Origin of the sequence: Thalassobius sp. Cn5-15 (assembly GCF_022347685.1) — a bacterium.
Classification (GTDB): domain Bacteria; phylum Pseudomonadota; class Alphaproteobacteria; order Rhodobacterales; family Rhodobacteraceae; genus Thalassobius.
In genome coordinates, this window is the sequence record NZ_JAKRGF010000004.1 from 15,549 (window position 1) to 33,408 (window position 17,860).

The 17,860-nt window shown below is 58.1% G+C and carries 20 protein-coding genes; 9 read left to right on the forward strand and 11 right to left on the reverse strand.

Annotated features, from left to right (window positions below):
- Nucleotides 1-4: 4 nt before the first annotated feature.
- Genes MHM86_RS10095 through MHM86_RS10105 form a run of 3 tightly spaced genes read right to left on the reverse strand, consistent with a single transcriptional unit; the run spans nt 5 to nt 3,634 of the window.
- A complete protein-coding gene (locus tag MHM86_RS10095) occupies nt 5-1,543 on the reverse strand; it encodes a heme biosynthesis protein HemY (protein ID WP_239198729.1) in 1,539 nt (512 codons plus the stop codon).
- A gap of 10 nt (nt 1,544-1,553) precedes the next feature.
- The gene (locus MHM86_RS10100) at nt 1,554-2,849 is read right to left on the reverse strand and encodes a COG4223 family protein (RefSeq protein WP_239198732.1); all 1,296 of its coding nucleotides are present in this window, start codon (nt 2,847-2,849) and stop codon (nt 1,554-1,556) included.
- A 59-nt stretch (nt 2,850-2,908) separates the two neighbouring features.
- Complete coding sequence (locus tag MHM86_RS10105; protein WP_239198735.1) at nt 2,909-3,634, reverse strand: uroporphyrinogen-III synthase; 726 nt, start codon at nt 3,632-3,634, stop codon at nt 2,909-2,911.
- Between the two features lie 81 nt (nt 3,635-3,715).
- On the opposite strand from MHM86_RS10105, the gene tsaD reads away from it, so the two are divergent.
- The 5 genes from tsaD to MHM86_RS10130 all read left to right on the forward strand — a co-directional run bounded on the left by tsaD (nt 3,716) and on the right by MHM86_RS10130 (nt 6,974).
- Nucleotides 3,716-4,813, forward strand: coding sequence for a tRNA (adenosine(37)-N6)-threonylcarbamoyltransferase complex transferase subunit TsaD (gene tsaD / locus MHM86_RS10110; RefSeq protein WP_239199644.1), 1,098 nt, complete (start codon nt 3,716-3,718; stop codon nt 4,811-4,813).
- On the forward strand, nt 4,810-5,772 hold the full coding sequence (locus MHM86_RS10115) for an NAD(P)H-dependent glycerol-3-phosphate dehydrogenase (RefSeq protein ID WP_239198738.1): 963 nt from the start codon (nt 4,810-4,812) through the stop codon (nt 5,770-5,772). The genes tsaD and MHM86_RS10115 overlap by 4 nt, the downstream gene beginning before the upstream one ends.
- Before the next feature lie 2 nt (nt 5,773-5,774).
- Nucleotides 5,775-6,047, forward strand: coding sequence for a YciI family protein (locus MHM86_RS10120; protein ID WP_239198741.1), 273 nt, complete (start codon nt 5,775-5,777; stop codon nt 6,045-6,047).
- Nucleotides 6,047-6,475, forward strand: a complete 429-nt coding sequence (locus MHM86_RS10125) for an EVE domain-containing protein (protein ID WP_239199646.1) — start codon at nt 6,047-6,049, stop codon at nt 6,473-6,475. The genes MHM86_RS10120 and MHM86_RS10125 overlap by 1 nt, the downstream gene beginning before the upstream one ends.
- Before the next feature lie 103 nt (nt 6,476-6,578).
- The gene (locus MHM86_RS10130; protein WP_239198744.1) at nt 6,579-6,974 is read left to right on the forward strand and encodes a DUF1761 domain-containing protein; all 396 of its coding nucleotides are present in this window, start codon (nt 6,579-6,581) and stop codon (nt 6,972-6,974) included.
- On the opposite strand, the gene glmM is transcribed toward MHM86_RS10130, so the two are convergent.
- The 6 genes from glmM to MHM86_RS10160 form a co-directional block, all read right to left on the reverse strand.
- Nucleotides 6,971-8,257: a phosphoglucosamine mutase gene (glmM, locus tag MHM86_RS10135; RefSeq protein WP_239199648.1), complete on the reverse strand. Its 1,287-nt coding sequence runs from the start codon at nt 8,255-8,257 to the stop codon at nt 6,971-6,973. The two genes, MHM86_RS10130 and glmM, sit on opposite strands and share 4 nt — an antisense overlap.
- A 218-nt stretch (nt 8,258-8,475) precedes the next feature.
- Nucleotides 8,476-8,817 carry a DUF2853 family protein gene (locus MHM86_RS10140; protein WP_239198747.1) on the reverse strand — a complete coding sequence of 114 codons (342 nt, stop codon included), beginning with the start codon at nt 8,815-8,817 and terminating at the stop codon, nt 8,476-8,478.
- Nucleotides 8,818-8,982: 165 nt separating this feature from the next.
- Nucleotides 8,983-9,483: a DUF922 domain-containing protein gene (locus tag MHM86_RS10145; RefSeq protein ID WP_239198750.1), complete on the reverse strand. Its 501-nt coding sequence runs from the start codon at nt 9,481-9,483 to the stop codon at nt 8,983-8,985.
- Nucleotides 9,484-9,507: 24 nt separating this feature from the next.
- Entirely contained in the window at nt 9,508-10,893 is a 1,386-nt protein-coding gene (gene ahcY / locus MHM86_RS10150; RefSeq protein WP_239198753.1) for an adenosylhomocysteinase, read from the reverse strand.
- A 92-nt stretch (nt 10,894-10,985) separates the two neighbouring features.
- The gene (locus MHM86_RS10155; protein WP_239198756.1) at nt 10,986-11,333 is read right to left on the reverse strand and encodes a hypothetical protein; all 348 of its coding nucleotides are present in this window, start codon (nt 11,331-11,333) and stop codon (nt 10,986-10,988) included.
- 341 nt (nt 11,334-11,674) lie between these two features.
- Nucleotides 11,675-11,989 (reverse strand): hypothetical protein, encoded by a 315-nt coding sequence (locus tag MHM86_RS10160; protein ID WP_239198759.1) that lies wholly within the window; start codon nt 11,987-11,989, stop codon nt 11,675-11,677.
- Between the two features lie 222 nt (nt 11,990-12,211).
- Between MHM86_RS10160 and MHM86_RS10165 the strand changes: the two genes are divergently transcribed.
- Nucleotides 12,212-12,808 (forward strand): HD family hydrolase, encoded by a 597-nt coding sequence (locus tag MHM86_RS10165; protein ID WP_239198762.1) that lies wholly within the window; start codon nt 12,212-12,214, stop codon nt 12,806-12,808.
- Nucleotides 12,798-13,292, forward strand: a complete 495-nt coding sequence (locus MHM86_RS10170) for a GNAT family N-acetyltransferase (protein ID WP_239198765.1) — start codon at nt 12,798-12,800, stop codon at nt 13,290-13,292. Before MHM86_RS10165 ends, MHM86_RS10170 begins: the two co-directional genes overlap by 11 nt.
- 125 nt (nt 13,293-13,417) lie before the next feature.
- Here MHM86_RS10170 and MHM86_RS10175 read toward each other — a convergent pair whose 3' ends face one another.
- Together MHM86_RS10175 and MHM86_RS10180 are read right to left on the reverse strand one after the other, a co-directional pair.
- A complete protein-coding gene (locus MHM86_RS10175; protein ID WP_239198768.1) occupies nt 13,418-13,969 on the reverse strand; it encodes an ActR/PrrA/RegA family redox response regulator transcription factor in 552 nt (183 codons plus the stop codon).
- An 84-nt stretch (nt 13,970-14,053) separates the two neighbouring features.
- Nucleotides 14,054-14,674 carry an SCO family protein gene (locus tag MHM86_RS10180; RefSeq protein ID WP_239198771.1) on the reverse strand — a complete coding sequence of 207 codons (621 nt, stop codon included), beginning with the start codon at nt 14,672-14,674 and terminating at the stop codon, nt 14,054-14,056.
- A 97-nt stretch (nt 14,675-14,771) separates the two neighbouring features.
- Between MHM86_RS10180 and regB the strand changes: the two genes are divergently transcribed.
- Together regB and MHM86_RS10190 are read left to right on the forward strand one after the other, a co-directional pair.
- Nucleotides 14,772-16,178, forward strand: a complete 1,407-nt coding sequence (gene regB / locus MHM86_RS10185; RefSeq protein WP_239198774.1) for a sensor histidine kinase RegB — start codon at nt 14,772-14,774, stop codon at nt 16,176-16,178.
- A gap of 356 nt (nt 16,179-16,534) precedes the next feature.
- A complete protein-coding gene (locus MHM86_RS10190) occupies nt 16,535-17,860 on the forward strand; it encodes a PAS-domain containing protein (RefSeq protein ID WP_239198777.1) in 1,326 nt (441 codons plus the stop codon).

Genomic DNA, 17,860 nt, shown 5'->3' on the forward strand with positions numbered 1-17,860 from the left:
AGACCTATTTTGATCCCTCATTGGCGGCCATTTTCTGCGGCGCCTCATCGGGATCAGCTGCGTTAGCAACCTCTGCATCAACCACCTCTACCTCATCTGTGGTCAGCGGGATAATCTCTGCCTCAGGCAACTCTTCAGGCGCGTCCGACTGGTCCTCAACCACGCCGACGATCAGGGGCAGCATGTCCACACCGGTCACGCTGTCGCCTGTACCCTCGCTCCCCGCCGGCGGCACCTGCCAGCTGAGCGTGTCAAAGGCCTGACAGTTGCCGCAAACCGGCGCCCAGTCGCTGTGGATGTTGTGACAGTTGCCACAAACCCACTGTGGGCCACGCGGGGCGGACAGAGCCTGCGTCAAGCGTGCCTTGACCACAGTATCCGATGCGCCTTCGCCACGTTCAACGGCGGCCATCACGGTCAACACACGACTGTCGGGATCGCGGTCCACCAGATCGCCCAGCGCCTTGCGGGCGGCGGGGAAATCTTCGGCTGCAATGTTCAGTTCGGCCAGCACCAGACGGCTTTCGCGATGATCGGGCATCAGGCGCAGCAGCGGCTGGAACCGTTTCAGGCGCGCCGCCGGATCCTCATCCGGTGCAATCGCCGCAAAGGCCGCGGCCAGATCGGGATGGGGCTGTGCGGCCCATGTTTTCTTTATCAGTTTGGCAGCTTTGCGAGCCTGTCCTTTTTCAATCATGTTACGCGCAGCCAATGCGGCAGCAGGCACCAGATCTGGGGACTGACGATTTGCCTCCACCGCAGCCTCTAGGGCGGCAGCGTCCTGACCCTCGGCCAAAATCGCCTGCGCCTCGGACAGGGCCAGAACCGCATCACGACGCTTGTGAACATCACGCGGCAGGGTGCCCTGTTTCAGCTTCAGCGTCAGAGTGTTACGCGCACCAGACCAATCCTGCGCACGGGTTTGCAGATCGAGCAGTGTGTCTTGGACCCCCTGATGTTTGGGTCGCAGCGCGATCGCCTTTTCGGCCAGTTGGCGCGCCACCTCATCCTCGCCCGCAGCGAGTTTCTGATTCATGATGCCGCGCACACCGACGAAACGGGTACTGTCATCCTTCAACAGGCGTTTATAGACTTCTTCGGCCTTTTTGCTATCGCCTGCCATCTCTGCCGCCTGCGCAGTCAGGAGGTTGGTCAGCTCAGGACGGCGCAGAAACTTCTCTGCCTTGCCAGCCTGACGCATAGCGGCGCGTGGTTCACCCGACGCCAATGCCATCATCCCGTCGGTCAGCGCCTGATAGCCCTTGCGTTCGCGGTTGCGATCAAAATAGCGGCTCAGCGCAGTTTCATCACCATTGATAAACTTCAACACCGCGACCGTGAGGGACGCCAATTTCAGCAGCACCCACAGCGCGGTGACCAGAACCAGTAGACCGATTGCGGTACTAAGCGGCGTCAAGGTCAACTCAACCCCACCAAAAGCGATGCGCACACCGCCGTCGATTTGCATCAGGTAATCCGCGCCCAGCGTGACAGCAGCAACGAAGAGGACAAAAACAACAATTTTAGTAAGCGACCACAGCATAGGATCCTCCTCAGTTGGTCTTCAGGGACTGGCGCAGATCGGCCAGTGCTGTTTCAGCGGCTTGGGTTTGCGCGACCGAGGCCCCCCAAGGCGCCAGAACAGCCGCTGCCGCCTCTGGCAGCGCTTCTACTTCAGCCAATGTCGCAGACAGATCACCGGCTTTCAGCGCAGCCTCCACACGCGACAGAACCGCATCGGCGTCATCCCCATCCTGCGGGGTCAGGGAGCGGACACCCAACTGTTCTTTGAGGAAGCTCACAGCGCCAGAGCTACTACCATTCGCCCGCTCTGCCGCCAGTGCCTGACGTGCCAAATCGGGGAAAGCCTCCTGCAGCCCGGCAAGGCTGGGTACACCGCCACGCACAGCGCTCAGCGCGGCAGGCACCGGTTGACCGGCGGCGGCCAGCGCATCCAGACCGGGCGCCAATGCAGTGCCTTCGACGAAAGCCTGATCCAACAGGATCAAGGCATCACGCGACGCAGCCGTCTGCGCCTGTGCGGCAGAAACGGCAAGTTTTTCCTCAACCTCAGCCCGTTGCAGCGCCATCGCCTCTTGCAGACCGGTCAGTTCACGCTGGTAAGCTGCGATCGCTTCGGGCGCCAAAACACTATCAAGAGGACGCTTTTCCAGATCGCCCACCAGCTGCGACAGCATTTCGATACGCGTCTGCTGTTCAGCCTGTTGTGCAGTTTGGACAGACAGTGCATCGTTCAACGCTGCAATTTCAGCACTTTCCTCTGCATCCGCCAGCTGCGCCGTCAATTGGCCCTGCAAAGCGGCGACCGCTTGTTTCTGCGCCTCCAGATCGGCAAGAATCTGCGCCTGCACCGGATCTTCAGCGTTGCTCAGCCCATTGGGAAACAGGGTCAGCGCGGCGCCGGCACCGATCGCGGCAGCAATCACACCACCCAGAACCATCGGCACAAAGCCGCCGCGTTTTGCGGGGGCTGGCGAGGGTGCAGCAGGTGCAGACCCCGACACCTCAGATGCTTCGGATGCGGTTTCATCTGCCTCAACCGCTTCGGCGATGTCCTCAGCCTTTACCGGCTCTACATCCGCGGCATTCGCTTCGTCGGGCAGGCTCTCTTCGGATGCCTCTTGGGCTGCATCCTCTGCGGCCTCAGGCGATGCCTCTGTGTCCTGCGATGCCTCTACAGCGCCATCACCCTCTTCAGCCCCCTCTGCGTCAGCGTCAGTGACATCTGCCGTGTCTTGATCGGCTGTCTCTTGATCGCGGGTTGTCTCGTCGGTCTCAACAACTTGGCCATCAATCTGGCCATCGTCGGAGGTCTTGGGATCGGACACCTGGGCCTTCCTTTCGATTCTGAAAAAATGAACTGTCTACAGATGTAAAGCTAAACGCCTTAGATTTCACCCTCAAGTCGCCGTAGATTACGCAACTGTCGGCTGAGGGTGTCAATCATCAAAGAAGTCTCCGGTTTGGGCAGGACATCGCATTGCACCACGGGCAAGGGGCCCAGCGCCTCTGCCACTGCGGGGCTGAAGGCCGCAACTGTGAGCGGTGCGCGCACCTCGATGCGCTGGCATTCCGCGGCAAACAGCGACGCGCTGCGCGGAGAAAACAACGCAACCATCAGGTTTTCATGGCTTTGCAGGCGCTTTTCTATTTCAGAATCAAAGTGTTGGGCGACCTGTTCATAGGCAACCGTTTCTTCCGTAGGCACCCCTGCATCGGTCAAACGTGCGGCCAGATTGCCGCGTGCATGACGGCCGCGAATGTGGTGCAAACCACCCTGAAAGGTGCCCGCCGCATGATCGGCCATAATCCGCCGGAACAGCGCCTCTGCATCCCCGTCGGCTACGCGTGTGATATATCCGGCCTTTTGTGCCGCTGCGTCAGTTGCCGCGCCTACAACATAGGCCAGCCGCCCTGCCCCATCCGGCAACGCCCACACCCCGTTGCGAGAGGTGAAGATCACTGCCTGATCCCCTGACAGTTCTGGCACAGGCAGCCTCTCGATCCGCATCAGGGGCGCGATCATTGGAACCGCCTCCACTGCTGCGGCCTGCAATTGGGCGGCAAAGCGGGCGCTGTCTGCCTGTGGCCGGGTCAACAAGAGCTGTACCATTTTGCCTGCCGGGATTGTTTGAGCCTCTTTGCGGTGTTACCTGCCTTACGATAGTCTTGCAACGATTGGGACATGGGCACCGTGACGGATACACTGACAGTTCTGGGTCTGGAGAGCAGCTGCGACGACACAGCCGCCGCCGTGGTACGCGATCAGACAGGTGAAATGCCAGAGATCCTAGCCTCTACCGTTTATGGCCAGACCGACCTGCACGCCGCCTTTGGTGGTGTGGTGCCCGAAATCGCCGCCCGCGCCCATGCGGAAAAAATCGATTTTTGTGTGCGTCAGGCAATGGATCAGGCCAACGTGAGTTTTGACCAGATCGACGCCATCGCTGTCACCGCTGGCCCCGGGTTGATCGGCGGCGTGTTGTCCGGTGTTATGTGCGCCAAGGGGCTGTCTGCCGCGACCGGCAAACCACTGGTGGGGGTAAACCATCTCGCGGGTCACGCACTGACACCACGGCTGACGGACCAGACAGCCTTTCCCTACTTGATGCTCTTGGTTTCTGGCGGGCATTGCCAGTTTCTGATCGCCCACGGACCAGAGCAGTTCACCCGCCTTGGCGGCACCATTGATGATGCACCGGGCGAGGCGTTTGATAAAACCGCGCGCCTGTTGGGCCTGCCGCAACCGGGCGGCCCATCGGTGGAACAAGCGGCAAAATCCGGCGATCCCAAACGTTGGCGTCTGCCGCGCCCGCTGCTGGATCGGGCAGGGTGTGACATGTCATTCTCCGGCCTGAAAACCGCGATCCTGCGCGCACGGGATGAGGTTGTGGCAGCCAAAGGCGGGCTGACGGAAAAGGACCGCTGCGATCTGGCCGCCAGTTTTCAGGCCGCAGTGACTGATGTGCTGGCAGAAAAAACCCGCCGCGCACTGGCGCTGTATCTGGCAGAAGATCCTGCCACCCCAACCATCGCCGTCGCCGGTGGTGTTGCCGCCAACCAAACCATACGTGCTCGTCTCGAACAGGTCTGCGCCGACCACGACACAGACTTTACCGCGCCACCCCTGGCATTGTGCACCGATAATGCTGCGATGATCGCCTATGCAGGGATAGAGCGATTTCGTCTGGGCCACACCGACGACATGACACTGGCCGCCCGCCCGCGCTGGCCGCTGGACAAAACCGCGCCCGCACTGCTGGGATCGGGGAAGAAGGGAGCAAAGGCATGATAGCTGTTTGCGGATCCGGCGCCTTTGGCACCGCACTGGCGATTTCCATTGCGGCGAAGGGGACCGAGGTACTCTTGTGGGCGCGAGACGCTGACCATGTAGTGGAAATGGCAGAGGCACGCGAAAACAACCGCCGCCTGCCCGGCCTCCCCTTCCCCGCCACATTGCGCGTGACCGCTGACATCACCGACATCCCTGCCGATGTGCCCATACTGCTATCAATCCCGATGCAGAAACTGCGTATGATGATTCAGGACCATAGCACAACGCTGGCACATCGCCCGCTGGTCGCCTGCTGCAAAGGGGTGGAGCTGTCCACCGGCCTTGGCCCTACAGCGTTGATCGCAGAACTGGTCCCCAGCGCCACGCCCGCGGTGCTGACCGGCCCCAGCTTTGCCGCTGACATTGCACGCGGTCTACCCACCGCGATCACACTGGCCTGCGCTGATGCAGACCTTGGCGCAACCTTACAAGAACAGATCAGCACCCCTGCCTTGCGCCTTTACCGCACCACCGATACCACTGGCGCGGAATTGGGTGGGGCATTGAAAAACGTGATTGCCATCGCCGCTGGCACCGTGATGGGCGCCGGCCTTGGCGACAGTGCGCGCGCGGCGATCATGACACGCGGCTATGCGGAAATGCAGCGTATGGCGCTGGCATTGGGGGCGCAGGTAGAAACGCTGGCGGGGCTTTCAGGCTTCGGCGATCTGACTCTAACCTGCACTTCTGAGCTATCGCGCAACTACCGTTTTGGCCTGTCGCTGGGCCGTGGCGACGGCTTCGACACCTCCGTCACGGTAGAAGGGGCCGCCACCGCGCGCGCCGTACAGAACCGTGCCGACGCAATGCAAATTGATATGCCTATTACTGCGGCTGTGGTCGCGCTACTGTCAGGCAAATACGACCTTAGCGATCTGATCAACGGGTTGCTCTCACGTCCCTTGAAGGAGGAATAACCATGTTCATCGCCCTGATTGGCAAAGATAAACCCGGTGCGCTGGAAATCCGCAAAGCTAACCGAGACGCCCATGTTGCCTACCTGAAAAGCACTGGCGTGGTTGCTCAGGCCGGGCCGCTTTTGGATGATGCGGGCGAAATGTGCGGGTCACTCGTTATTCTGGACGTCGAAAACATGACCGCCGCAGAGGCATGGGCCGCAGCGGATCCTTATGCACAGGCGGGCCTGTTCGCCGATGTGCAACTGATCGCATGGAACCGGGTGATCGGCTGATGCGCTACTGGCTGTTCAAATCCGAACCCGATACGTGGGGCTGGTCCCAGCAAGTTGCCAAAGGCGACGCGGGCGAGGAGTGGGATGGCGTGCGCAACTACCAAGCGCGCAATTTCATGCGCGATATGAAGATTGGCGACCGTGGTTTTTTCTATCATTCCCAAAAAGAAAAGGCGGTCGTCGGCATTATTGAGGTCTGCGCCGAAGCGCATCCTGACAGCTCTACCGATGATCCTCGCTGGGAATGCGTCGATATACGCGCCCTTGGCCCGGTGAAACATCCTGTCACGCTGGAAGAGATCAAGGCAGAGGAACGACTGGCAAATATGCCACTTGTCAAAAGCCCACGCCTGTCGGTGCAGCCTGTGGCAGCCGAAGAATGGGCGCTGATCTGTCAGATGGCCGGCGTGCCTGAATGGGCAGAATAAATCGGAACCTGCGCTCGGCGGCGAATCTCCTACCGTCTGGTAGGGCTCTCCTGTAGGTTACGTAAAGTAAGCCTAACAACACCGAAGAAAAGGGAGAGGCGCGATGGAATTTCTATCCGTAATCGCAGCGGCGGCGGCCAGCTATATGTTCGGGGCCATCTGGTACATGAGCCTGTCGCGGATCTGGGTCACAGCCTCTGGCGTCGCCACTGATGCCGAAGGCCAGCCCGCCAATCGCAGCAACCCCCTGCCCTATATGGTCTCCCTGCTGTGCGCGGTAATTGTGGCGGGGATGATGCGCCACATCTTTGGCCTGTCAGGCATTGAGGGCATCGGGGAAAGCGCACTGGCCGGATTGGGCGCAGGCCTGTTTCTGGCCTGCCCTTGGATTGTCACAAACTACACGTTTGCCGGCCGTCCCGTCGCGTTGATGGTGATTGACGGCGGCTATGCCGCCATCAGCTGCACGGTGATCGGAACGGTTCTGGCGCTGGTTTAAGACGCCGCAGACTGCACGGCCTTACAGATGCTGGTGATTACCTCATCCAGCTTGGCCTGATCGTTAGCCTCACCCATTACGCGGATCAGTGGCTCAGTTCCGGATTTGCGGATCAGCAGGCGACCGTCACCTTCCAGCGCCTTTTCACCAGCGGCAATCACAGACTGCACCTGATCACTGTCCAGCGGCGCTTTGCCTGAGATGTAGCGCACATTGCGCAGGATCTGCGGCACAGGCGTAAAGACCTGCGCCAGCTCGCTGGCTTTTTTACCGGTTTCGACCATTTCCTTCATGAACTGCAGGCCAGCCAGCAGACCATCTCCAGTCGTGGCGTAATCGGTCATCACGATGTGACCGGATTGTTCACCACCCAGATTGAAGCCGTTTTTACGCATGTTTTCTACAACATAGCGGTCGCCAACAGAGGTGCGTTCCAAATGGATACCATTGTCCCGCAGGTGGTTTTCCATACCAAGGTTAGACATCACCGTGGCCACCAGCGTGTCACCGCGCAACCGCCCGTCACGCTGCCAACTCTTGGCCATCAACGCCATAATCTGATCACCATCCGCGACATTGCCTTTTTCATCCAGAATGATGATGCGGTCCGCATCGCCATCCAGACAAATGCCCAGATTGGCACGCACTTCACGGACCTTCGCCGCTGCAGTGGCAGTGCTGGTGGAGCCGCAATTGTCGTTGATGTTGTGGCCGTTGGGGGTAACACCCACAGGGATCACCTCTGCCCCCAACTCCCACAGGATTGCAGGCGCGGCTTTGTAGGCGGCACCATTGGCGCAATCTAGCACCACACGCAGGCCATCAAGGCGCAGCGCGTTAGGGAAGGTGGTTTTGGCATATTCCACATAGCGACCCAGTGCGTCGTCAATCCGCTTGGCCCGGCCGATATTTTCAGGTGCAGCCAGACGGGCACCTTCGTTCAGGATACGCTCAATCTCTACCTCTGCCTTATCGGACAGTTTAAAGCCATCGGGACCAAAGAACTTGATCCCATTGTCATAGGCCTGATTGTGGCTGGCGGAAATCATCACCCCCACGTCGGCGCGCATGGAGTGGGTCAGGAAACCCACCGCCGGTGTCGGCATCGGGCCAAGCAGCAAGACGTTCATCCCCGTCGAGGTAAAACCAGCGGTCAGCGCGTTTTCCAGCATATAGCCTGACAGACGGGTATCCTTGCCGATCACCACGCGGTGTTCATTCTGATCGCGGCGAAAATACCGGCCCGCAGCGGCGCCCAGCCGCATCGCCATTTCAGCAGTCATCGGATGGGTATTGGTCAGCCCCCGCACACCATCGGTGCCAAAAAGGGAACGTTTCGGTGCAGATGCCTTTGCCGCAGATTGTGTCACTGTAAGAACTTTCGCTATATATCGCTTTGGCGCCTTCCTAGGCGCAGCATTGCCACCTGTCCAGCACCCCAGCAGGAAAGCGCCGCCCGAAGGCGGCACATTGTTTCAATGCGTTACAGAAACACAGCAAATCAGGCGTAATGCGCTTCTTTGCCAAAGTGTTTGACCAGCATATAGTAAACCACGGCGCGGTACTTGTTCCGCTCGGACCGGCCATAGGTTTCAATCACACTGTTGATCGCATCCATCAGCGCAGGGCCGTCTTCCAGCGCCAACTTCTTGATGAGGAAATTGTTTTTAACCGTCTCCAGCTCCGCTGGCTGACTGGCCGCCACGGTGGAGGCATCAGCATTATAGATCGCTGGACCACAACCAATGGTCACTTTGGTCAGCAGGTCCATATCGGGTTCCATACCGCACTTCTGGCGCAGGTCTTCTGCATATTGCGCAATCAAATCGTCCCGTTTTCCCATCATCTTCTCCTGAAATTGGCTGAAGGCTCAGGCTACATCCACGCGCCCTGCCCCGTGCCTGTTAAAATCCCGCCCCGAAAAGGCAGGGTAACGGTAGCGGAGGTAACCGCATCGCCAAAAGGAAAATTTGCGCCAAAATTTCCCCCGTGCCCAACCGTGAGAGATTTATCGCAGATAAACGCCGTCCGCGCGGCCATGATTGGTACGGCGGTCCAGCTCTACGTCTTCTGCCGCCCAGTGGTCGATAATCTCATAAGGAGTCTGGCACTTATCCGCGGCAACCGCAGCTGCCGCCTGCCTGCCGTGATCCAGATGCATCCGTTCATGCTTCAATAGCGCATCCGTCATCCGCAACCATTCGCGGCGCAGATCTGCTGGCATATCATCCAGACGGGTGTGGCGCGGCATGTCGATGGTCAAAGTCAACGTTACTTCACATTGTGCTGTCCACGACACCCACCACTGCGCATAAGCCCAATAGCCACGCGGCCCCTTGCGGGTCAGCTCACGACGAATGTTGTGCAATTTCAGTGAAGAAACATCGTAATATCGGATCTCTTCATCCCCGCCCTTAAGCGGTGTGGGATCGGCAGCAGCAGAAACGCCAGCGGCGGCCCAAAGGACCGCCGACAGCAGAATATATAGAGGCAGCAGGTGACGTTTCATCAGATCCCCCTGCCCATGTGCCGCTTAATAGCGGTAGTGTTCCGGCTTGAACGGACCTTCGGGTGTGACGCCGATGTAGGACGCCTGTTCCGAGGTCAGCTTGGTCAGCTTCGCGCCCACTTTGGCGAGGTGCAGCGCGGCCACTTTCTCATCCAGATGCTTGGGCAGAATGTAGACCTCATTGTTGTAGCTGTCGCCTTTGGTAAACAGTTCGATCTGCGCCAGCACCTGGTTGGTGAAAGACGCCGACATCACGAACGATGGGTGGCCAGTAGCATTGCCAAGGTTCAGCAAGCGACCTTCGGACAAGAGGATGATCCGCGCGCCCGAAGGCATCTCGATCATGTCAACCTGATCCTTGATATTGGTCCACTTGTGGTTTTTCAGCGCAGCAACCTGAATTTCGTTGTCGAAGTGACCGATGTTGCCAACGATCGCCATATCTTTCATCGCACGCATATGTTCGATGCGGATGATGTCTTTGTTACCGGTGGTGGTGATGAACACATCTGCGTCCAGCGCCTCTTCCAGCAGGACAACCTCAAATCCGTCCATTGCAGCCTGCAGGGCACAGATCGGATCCGCTTCGGTCACTTTCACACGGGCACCAGCCCCTTGCAGCGATGCGGCGGAGCCTTTGCCAACGTCGCCATAACCGCAAACCACAGCAACCTTACCGGCCAGCATAGTGTCAGTCGCGCGGCGAATACCGTCGACCAGCGATTCCTTACAGCCATATTTGTTGTCGAACTTCGACTTGGTCACGCTGTCGTTTACGTTGATCGCAGGGAACGGCAGCTGACCGTTTTTCTGCAATTCATACAGACGGTGCACACCAGTGGTGGTTTCCTCTGACACGCCCATGATCGCATCGCGAGTCTTGGTGAACCAGCCGGGGCTTGCCGCCATACGCTTGGCGATCTGCGCTTTGATCACCGCTTCTTCCTCGGACTGCGGTACGGGGATGATATCTTCACCCGCTTCGGCGCGTGCGCCCAGCAGGACGTACAGCGTCGCGTCGCCCCCATCGTCAAGGATCATGTTCGGGCCTTCGGCAAACATGAAGGATTTGTCGAGGTAATCCCAATGCTCTTCCAGGGACTGACCTTTGATCGCAAACACCGGAATGTCCGCCGCCGCGATCGCCGCTGCCGCGTGATCCTGGGTGGAGAAAATGTTGCAGGATGCCCAGCGCACGTCCGCGCCAAGCGCCACCAGCGTTTCAATCAGACAGGCGGTCTGAATGGTCATGTGCAGCGATCCAACGATGCGAGCGCCTTTCAGCGGCAACTCTTCGCCGTACTCTTCCCGCAGCGCCATCAGGCCCGGCATTTCGGTTTCAGCAATGTCCAGCTCTTTGCGGCCAAAGTCGGCAAGGCTGATGTCCTTAACAATATAGTCGTTCGCCATCTGCGAGGTTCCTCATACCAAGTTTGGCAAGGCAGATAGCACTGCCCCCCCCACCCGGCAACTTGTCTTTAGGCGGAATGACCTATTCTTTACTAGCTTTTTACACCTTTAGCATTGGTCACAGCCATAGAAGACCAGTTCTGACCGGTCGCCATGATGCAAGCCATCCCGTCTGCACGGGTGATAAAAACGGTAAAACTGCCAGTTTTCGGCGATGTCCAGACCTCTAGCAACTGCTTGGCATTCTGCAATCCACCACCGGACAGTTGTTCGCTATAGCGGCTTTGCAGCTTTTCGATCAGCACGGTGCGCGGAAAACACTTGGGGGACTGCGCACTGGCCTCACTAAGGGGCTGTGCAATAGCCATCTGGGGCAGGGCGGTCAGCGCAAGCGCCGCCAAGGTCAGGATGGTTTTCGGAAGGGGGGCCTTTTTACTCATAAAACAACACTCCTTGGTTTGAACCCGATGCCGTCCAGCACAACGCGGAGGAGGGGATGCGGTGCCTGTAGGGAGGAGGGAAGGGACAGGCATCGGGTTCATATAAAGAGTACGACAGGTACAGGTTTTTTTTCGCGCTCTCTTATGGGGAGATGACGGGAAAATGACGTATTTTCTGACAGACGACGATCAATTGACGCCGCCGTAATCTCTAAAATCCAGGGCTAAGTTTCTGGAAATACGGGCATATTTTTACCCCCATACTTTTGGGGGGCTTGCCCCCAAAAAGAGATTACTCGTGCGGAAAAAACCCTTAAAAACCAGAATGATCACAGAGGCATTTAGCTGGAAACGCCTTTCAGCGGCAGGTCGTAGCCAATCCAGTTCTTGCCAGTGGCCACAATACAAGCCTGCCCATCAGGGTTGGTGACAAAAATGGTGAAACTGCCGGTACTATCCGAACTCCAGATTTCGAGCAGGGTTTGCGGGGTCTGCAGGCCGCGGCCCAAGAGATCCTCGCCATAGCGTTTGCTGAGGTTATCAATAAGAACCTCACGAGTCATACAGCTGATACTATCAGCGCTCTGCGCAGTGGCGGGTGGGGCGAGAGCAGCGGTGCCAAAGATTACCGCAGTCGAGATGAGACGTTTGAACATCGGTCTTCCTTTCAGGTCATGGTCGTTGATGCGACCGGACCACCTGCCCGGCCGTCTATACTATATATAGGGGAAAAGTGGTCTCATTACGAGATATAGCGTCATAACAGGCCAACACATCGCCGTGGCAGACTTGAAACATTCATGACAAGCAGTGCGCAGCGTTGCACGGTGCAGGGCAGGGCGCTACTGCTAGGGTCCACACCAAAGGACACCGCTGAAATGCCCCCGAAAAAAACCCGCGCATGGCAACGCATGCTGTCTGGCCGCCGCCTTGACCTCCTCGACCCGACTCCTGTGGATGTAGAGATTGAGGATATCGCCCACGGTCTGGCTTTCGTCGCGCGCTGGAACGGGCAGACAGCAGGGGATTTCGCCTATTCGGTCGCCGAACACTCGCTGCTGGTCGAGACGCTTTATGGTCGAATGTATCCCGGCCAACCCACCAAATGGCATCTCGCCGCGCTGCTGCATGATGCGCCGGAATATGTCATCGGGGACATGATTTCACCAGTAAAGGCGGCTGTTGGAGCCGGTTACGATGATCTGGATAAACGCCTGACTGCCGCGATCCACATCCGGTTCGGCCTGCCTGCCACAATTCCGGTGAAGGTCAAACGCCAGATCAAACGGGCCGATAAGGTCAGTGCCTGGATGGAAGCTACCCAAATCGCTGGTTTCACAGAGGCAGAAGCGAACAAATTCTTTGGCAAGGTCGATCCCGCGTTGATCGATGGGCTGACCATACGCCTGCGTCCACCCGTTGAGGTGCGTGGTGATTTCACCACACGTCACCAGACGCTGCTGAATGCGCTCTGATCCCACCATACGGCAACCTGCCACCTTTGACACCGGCCCGATGGCGCAGCTGTTGTCAGCGATCATCAGGGCAGGGGGCACCACTGCGATGACCGCGCCGGTCAGCGCACAGGATATGGCGGCGATGATTGGACAAGATGCAGACCGATCCGCGTGGTTTGTAGCAGAGGTGGGCGGGGAGATCGCCGGTTTCCAGCACATCAATCCTTATTCCGGCCTGCCACCAGAAGCCTGCGATATCGCCACATTTGTCGGGCAGGGGCGTCAACAACTGGGGGTGGGATCAGCGCTGTTCACCGCCACCGCACAGGCGGCGCGAGATCTGGGCTATGACTGGATCTGCGCCTGCATCCGAACCGACAACGCCGGCGGCCGCGCTTACTATCAAAGTCGCGGCTTTCGCGACTATCAACTGCTAGAGAATGTGACGCTGGCCAATGGTCAGCAGGTCAACCAGATGCTGACTCGCTTTGATTTGGATTGATCCGGCCTTTCAAATCTCTGAGGCGTAGAGTCTCAGCGCCGCCCCATTTGGCGGAACGACACGGCCCAGCTGTTTATTGGATGGGACATCTAAATCGGTACCCGCTGGGTCAGCGGCGCCTTCGCTCAGCGCGGGCTGCGTTTGGCCAGAATGCGCTGCAGAGTGCGGCGGTGCATGTTCAGGCGCCGTGCGGTTTCCGACACATTGCGGTCACACAGCTCATAGACGCGCTGGATGTGTTCCCAACGCACGCGATCGGCACTCATCGGGTTTTCAGGCGGCGGCGGCAGTTCATCACCGTTGGCCAGCAAAGCATTGGTGATGTCAGTGGCATCTGCAGGTTTCGACAGATAATCCGTCGCGCCGATTTTCACCGCAGCTACAGCGGTTGCAATCGCGCCATAGCCGGTCAGCACGACAACGCGGCAATTGGGGCGCTTTTCACGCAGCACCTCAACCACATCCAGACCATTGCCATCCTCTAGGCGCAGGTCACAGACGGCATAGGCCGGGGGACGCGCGGTGGCGATGGCCTTGCCCGCAGCGACAGAACCGGCGGTCTCAACCTCGAAACCACGTTTTTCCATCGCCTTCGCCAATCGTTTCAGAAACGGCTCATCGTCATCAAGCAACAACAGCGTCTTGTCTTCGCCAATGTCTAGCAACGGATCTGCCATGTTCTATCTACCTTCGCGCGTCTTGTTTTTAATGGTTCTATAGGCGCCATTCGGCCTCGTCAAACCTCTGCCCTGAACTGCGGGTCACTTATTCTCGATAAAGCACTCAACCGAATTAGCAATTTGCTCTGCCGTTGCTTCGCGGCGGTAGAACTCGGCAAATCCGGTCTCTGGGAACATCAGATAGGTGAAGGTGGAGTGGTCGACCAGATAATATTCTTCATCCCCATCCTCAGGCTGTTGTTTTTTATAGTAAGTTTTATATGCCTTCGACGCCACTTTAACCTGTTCAGGACTGCCAGTCAGGCCGACCATACGGGGGTGCATGTAGCTGGCGTAATCGCTGACAGTTTCCGGCGTATCGCGATCAGGATCGACCGAAATGAACACAGAATTGATGGTGTGGCCACGCTCTTCCAGTAGGGTCACGGCCTCACCGTTGCGGGCCGCGTCAAAGGGGCACACGTCGGGGCAGAAGGTATAGCCGAAATAAATCAGCGTTGGCGCAGTGATCACATCGCGTTCGGTCACCGTCTGGCCTTCGGCGTTGACCAATTCAAACGGCCCACCAATCGCGGCCCCAGCAACAGACGAGGCGCGACACTCTGCCAAGGCGTCACCGGTGCGCATCGTGACGTAATACGTTCCTCCCAAGAGGGCGAGGGCAGCAACGGCAGCAGTCGAGGCGATCAAGGCGCGGTTCATTTGGTTTTCCTTTATAGGTGCGGCAACATATGATTGGTCTTAGGTGCATATTTAACAGCTACTGACAAAGATCAACGGGACGAAGGCGCACAGGCAAATGACAGACGGCGGATTTGATATCCTGAAGGATCACAATCGTGGCAACTGGATCAAATTGCGCACCATCACATGGCTGCGCTGGGGGGCGATCAGCGGTCAGCTGATGGCAATACTTGTCGCCCAGCAGGTGCTGGGATTGGATCTGGAGGTCGGGCTATGCCTTTTGGTGATTTCGGTGTCGGTCATCGGCAACCTGATTGCCATGTCGATCTTCCCTGAATCCAAACGCCTGACGGAAACCGAAAACCTACTGATGGTGCTGTTCGATCTGGTGCAGCTTTTACTGCTTCTTTACCTGACCGGCGGTCTGCACAATCCATTTTCGATGCTAATCATCGGCCCTGTTGTGGTATCGGCTTCGGCGTTTTCACCCCGCGCGACGATCTTCCTTGGCAGCACCACGCTGCTGGCAGTGACCTTGCTGACCGAATTTCACCTGCCACTGCGCACACTTGATGGCAAGGTACTTGAGGTGCCTGATATCTTTGTCTTTGGCAACTGGATGGCAATTGTGATCGCGGTTCTGTTCATGGGGGTTTATGCGCGCCGCGTGACCGCCGAAATGCACGCCATGTCAGACGCGCTACAGGCCACCTATATGGCGCTCAGCCGTGAACAGAAACTAACGGATATCGGCGGTGTCGTCGCAGCTGCAGCCCATGAGCTGGGCACGCCGCTGGCCACCATCAAACTGACCAGTGCCGAATTGATAGAGGATCTGGATGATCGCCCAGATCTACAAGAGGACGCCCGCCTGATCCGCGAACAGGCCGATCGTTGCCGTGACATCATGCGGTCTATGGGCCGCGCTGGCAAAGACGACCTGCACCTCAAACGCGCGCCCCTGGAAACCGTCCTGCGCGAGGCGGCCGAACCGCATCTGGACCGCGGCAAAACGGTGCATTTCGACGTCCATTGCGCATCCGATGATTATGACGGCACGGATCAACCCATCATCCTGCGTCGGCCAGAGGTGATCCATGGGTTGCGCAATCTGATCCAGAATGGTGTTGATTTCGCCGCCGCGCAGGTCTGGGTAGAGGCTGAATGGTCTGAGGAACGCATTTCCGTGCGCATCATGGACGACGGCAAAGGCTACCCACCCCATCTGATCGGTCGCATCGGAGACCCGCTGATGCGGCGTCGGCGTCAGGCCGACAGCACCAAACAGCGGCCCGAATATGAAGGCATGGGTCTGGGCCTGTTCATCGCCAAGACGCTGCTGGAACGCTCGGGCGCCGAGTTGAGCTTTGCCAACGCCCATGATCCTTTTGACCCTCTGCCCAGCGACATGGAAAGATGCGGCGCCGTGGTCGAGGTTATCTGGCCCCGGGTCAAGATCGACGGTCAGCCGGACACGGCGGGGGATGGCTACCTCGGCCCAAACCAGCCTTTGCAAATCTGACAGCCTTATTTCCCGCTGAAGTATCACGATACTCTGGAGACATACCGTTATTCAGCAACCGAATAAACGGCGCATTAACCTTTTGTTAACCTTCTGACACAACCCTTAATGGTGCAAATTAAGGGGGTGCAATGATCGAGTTTACAGATATCGCTGTTATTTGTGTGATTTCAGGCCTGGTGTCTGTGATCAGTGCACTCGCATCCCGTCGCCCTGCACCAAAGGCGGTAGCGCAACCGTCAACCGCACCTGCAAGGGCAGTTTTCCTTTTTGATAACAATACTATAGTTGATGTAAGCCAATCCGCAGAACCATTTTTCCAGGCCTATGGGATAGAAAGCCGATCATGGTCCACGTTGCATGAAGTACTGGCAACACGCTTCCCCAACCTACCCGAAGCGCCCCCACAAGAGACCGCAACCTTGCCGATGATCCTCGAATCGCAAGACGCTGGTCCGGCCTCCCGTCTGTTTATCGAAGCTGCGGGCCATCGTCTGCGGATCACACTTCTGGAAAAACCGATCCTTGCCCTTACTACACTGGAACTATTTCAGCAGCGCGGCTGGGAAAGTCAGCTGGCGCGGATGCGTGCGGCGGTAAACTATGCGCCATATCCGATCTGGCAGACCACAACGAATGGTCGCATCCTATGGACGAACCGCGCATATCAGGACCTGATGCAGGCCTGCGGCCGCACCGTTCAGCGCGGCCCCCGTGGCGTTACCTACCCTGAGCTGTTCAGTGATACCAACCGCAGCGGACCGCAGGCTGACCGCTACCGCGCCTGTGTCACCCTTAGCCCGGGTGCCGAAACCCTGTGGTATGAGGTGAAGGCCGTACGCAGCGATCTGCACACCATGCATTACGCCACCGACATCAACGCCATCGTCCAGAGTGAAAAGACACAGGCCGAGTTTGTGCAAACTCTGACCAAAACCTTTGCCCAGCTTTCTATCGGCTTGGCAGTGTTTGACCGCAACCGCAACCTCAGCCTGTTCAATCCGGCCCTGACCGATATGACTGGCCTTGCGCCCGCATTTCTCGCGCGACAGCCGGATCTGCGCAGTTTCTTCGATGCGCTACGCGATGCGCAAGTGATGCCAGAGCCGCGCGATTATCACACGTGGCACGCCGACCTGGCCACCCTGATCGACGCCGCCGCCGATGGCAGGTATATGGAGACATGGACGCTGCCCTCCGGCCAGATGTATCGGGTGTCAGGACGTCCTCATCCCGACGGAGCGATTGTCTTCCTGTTTGAAGATATCAGCGCAGCCATTATGCTCAGCCGTCAGTTCCGCGCAGATATGGCACTGAACCAATCGGTGCTGGACCAATTCATCCAACCGATCGCAGTTTTCGGCCCCGATGGCACAGTGCAATTCACCAATGCCGCCTATGATCAGCAATGGACCAACCCGTCCGGAGACGCTAATCCACAGGATCTAGCCAACCACCTGACCCTCTGGCAAACTGCCAGCGCTGGCCCTCAGGATTGGACACAGATCAGCCAGAATATCGCCCAATCCGACCCTAGCGCCCTGTCGGGCAAGGTCATCACCCTCAACGACGGCACAACCCATTCGATCTGGGTGCGTAAAATCACCGGCGGTGCCAACCTGATCTGCTTTGCCAAACATGGCCATACGACGCCGGATCTGGCACTGGTGGAAACCGCCTGA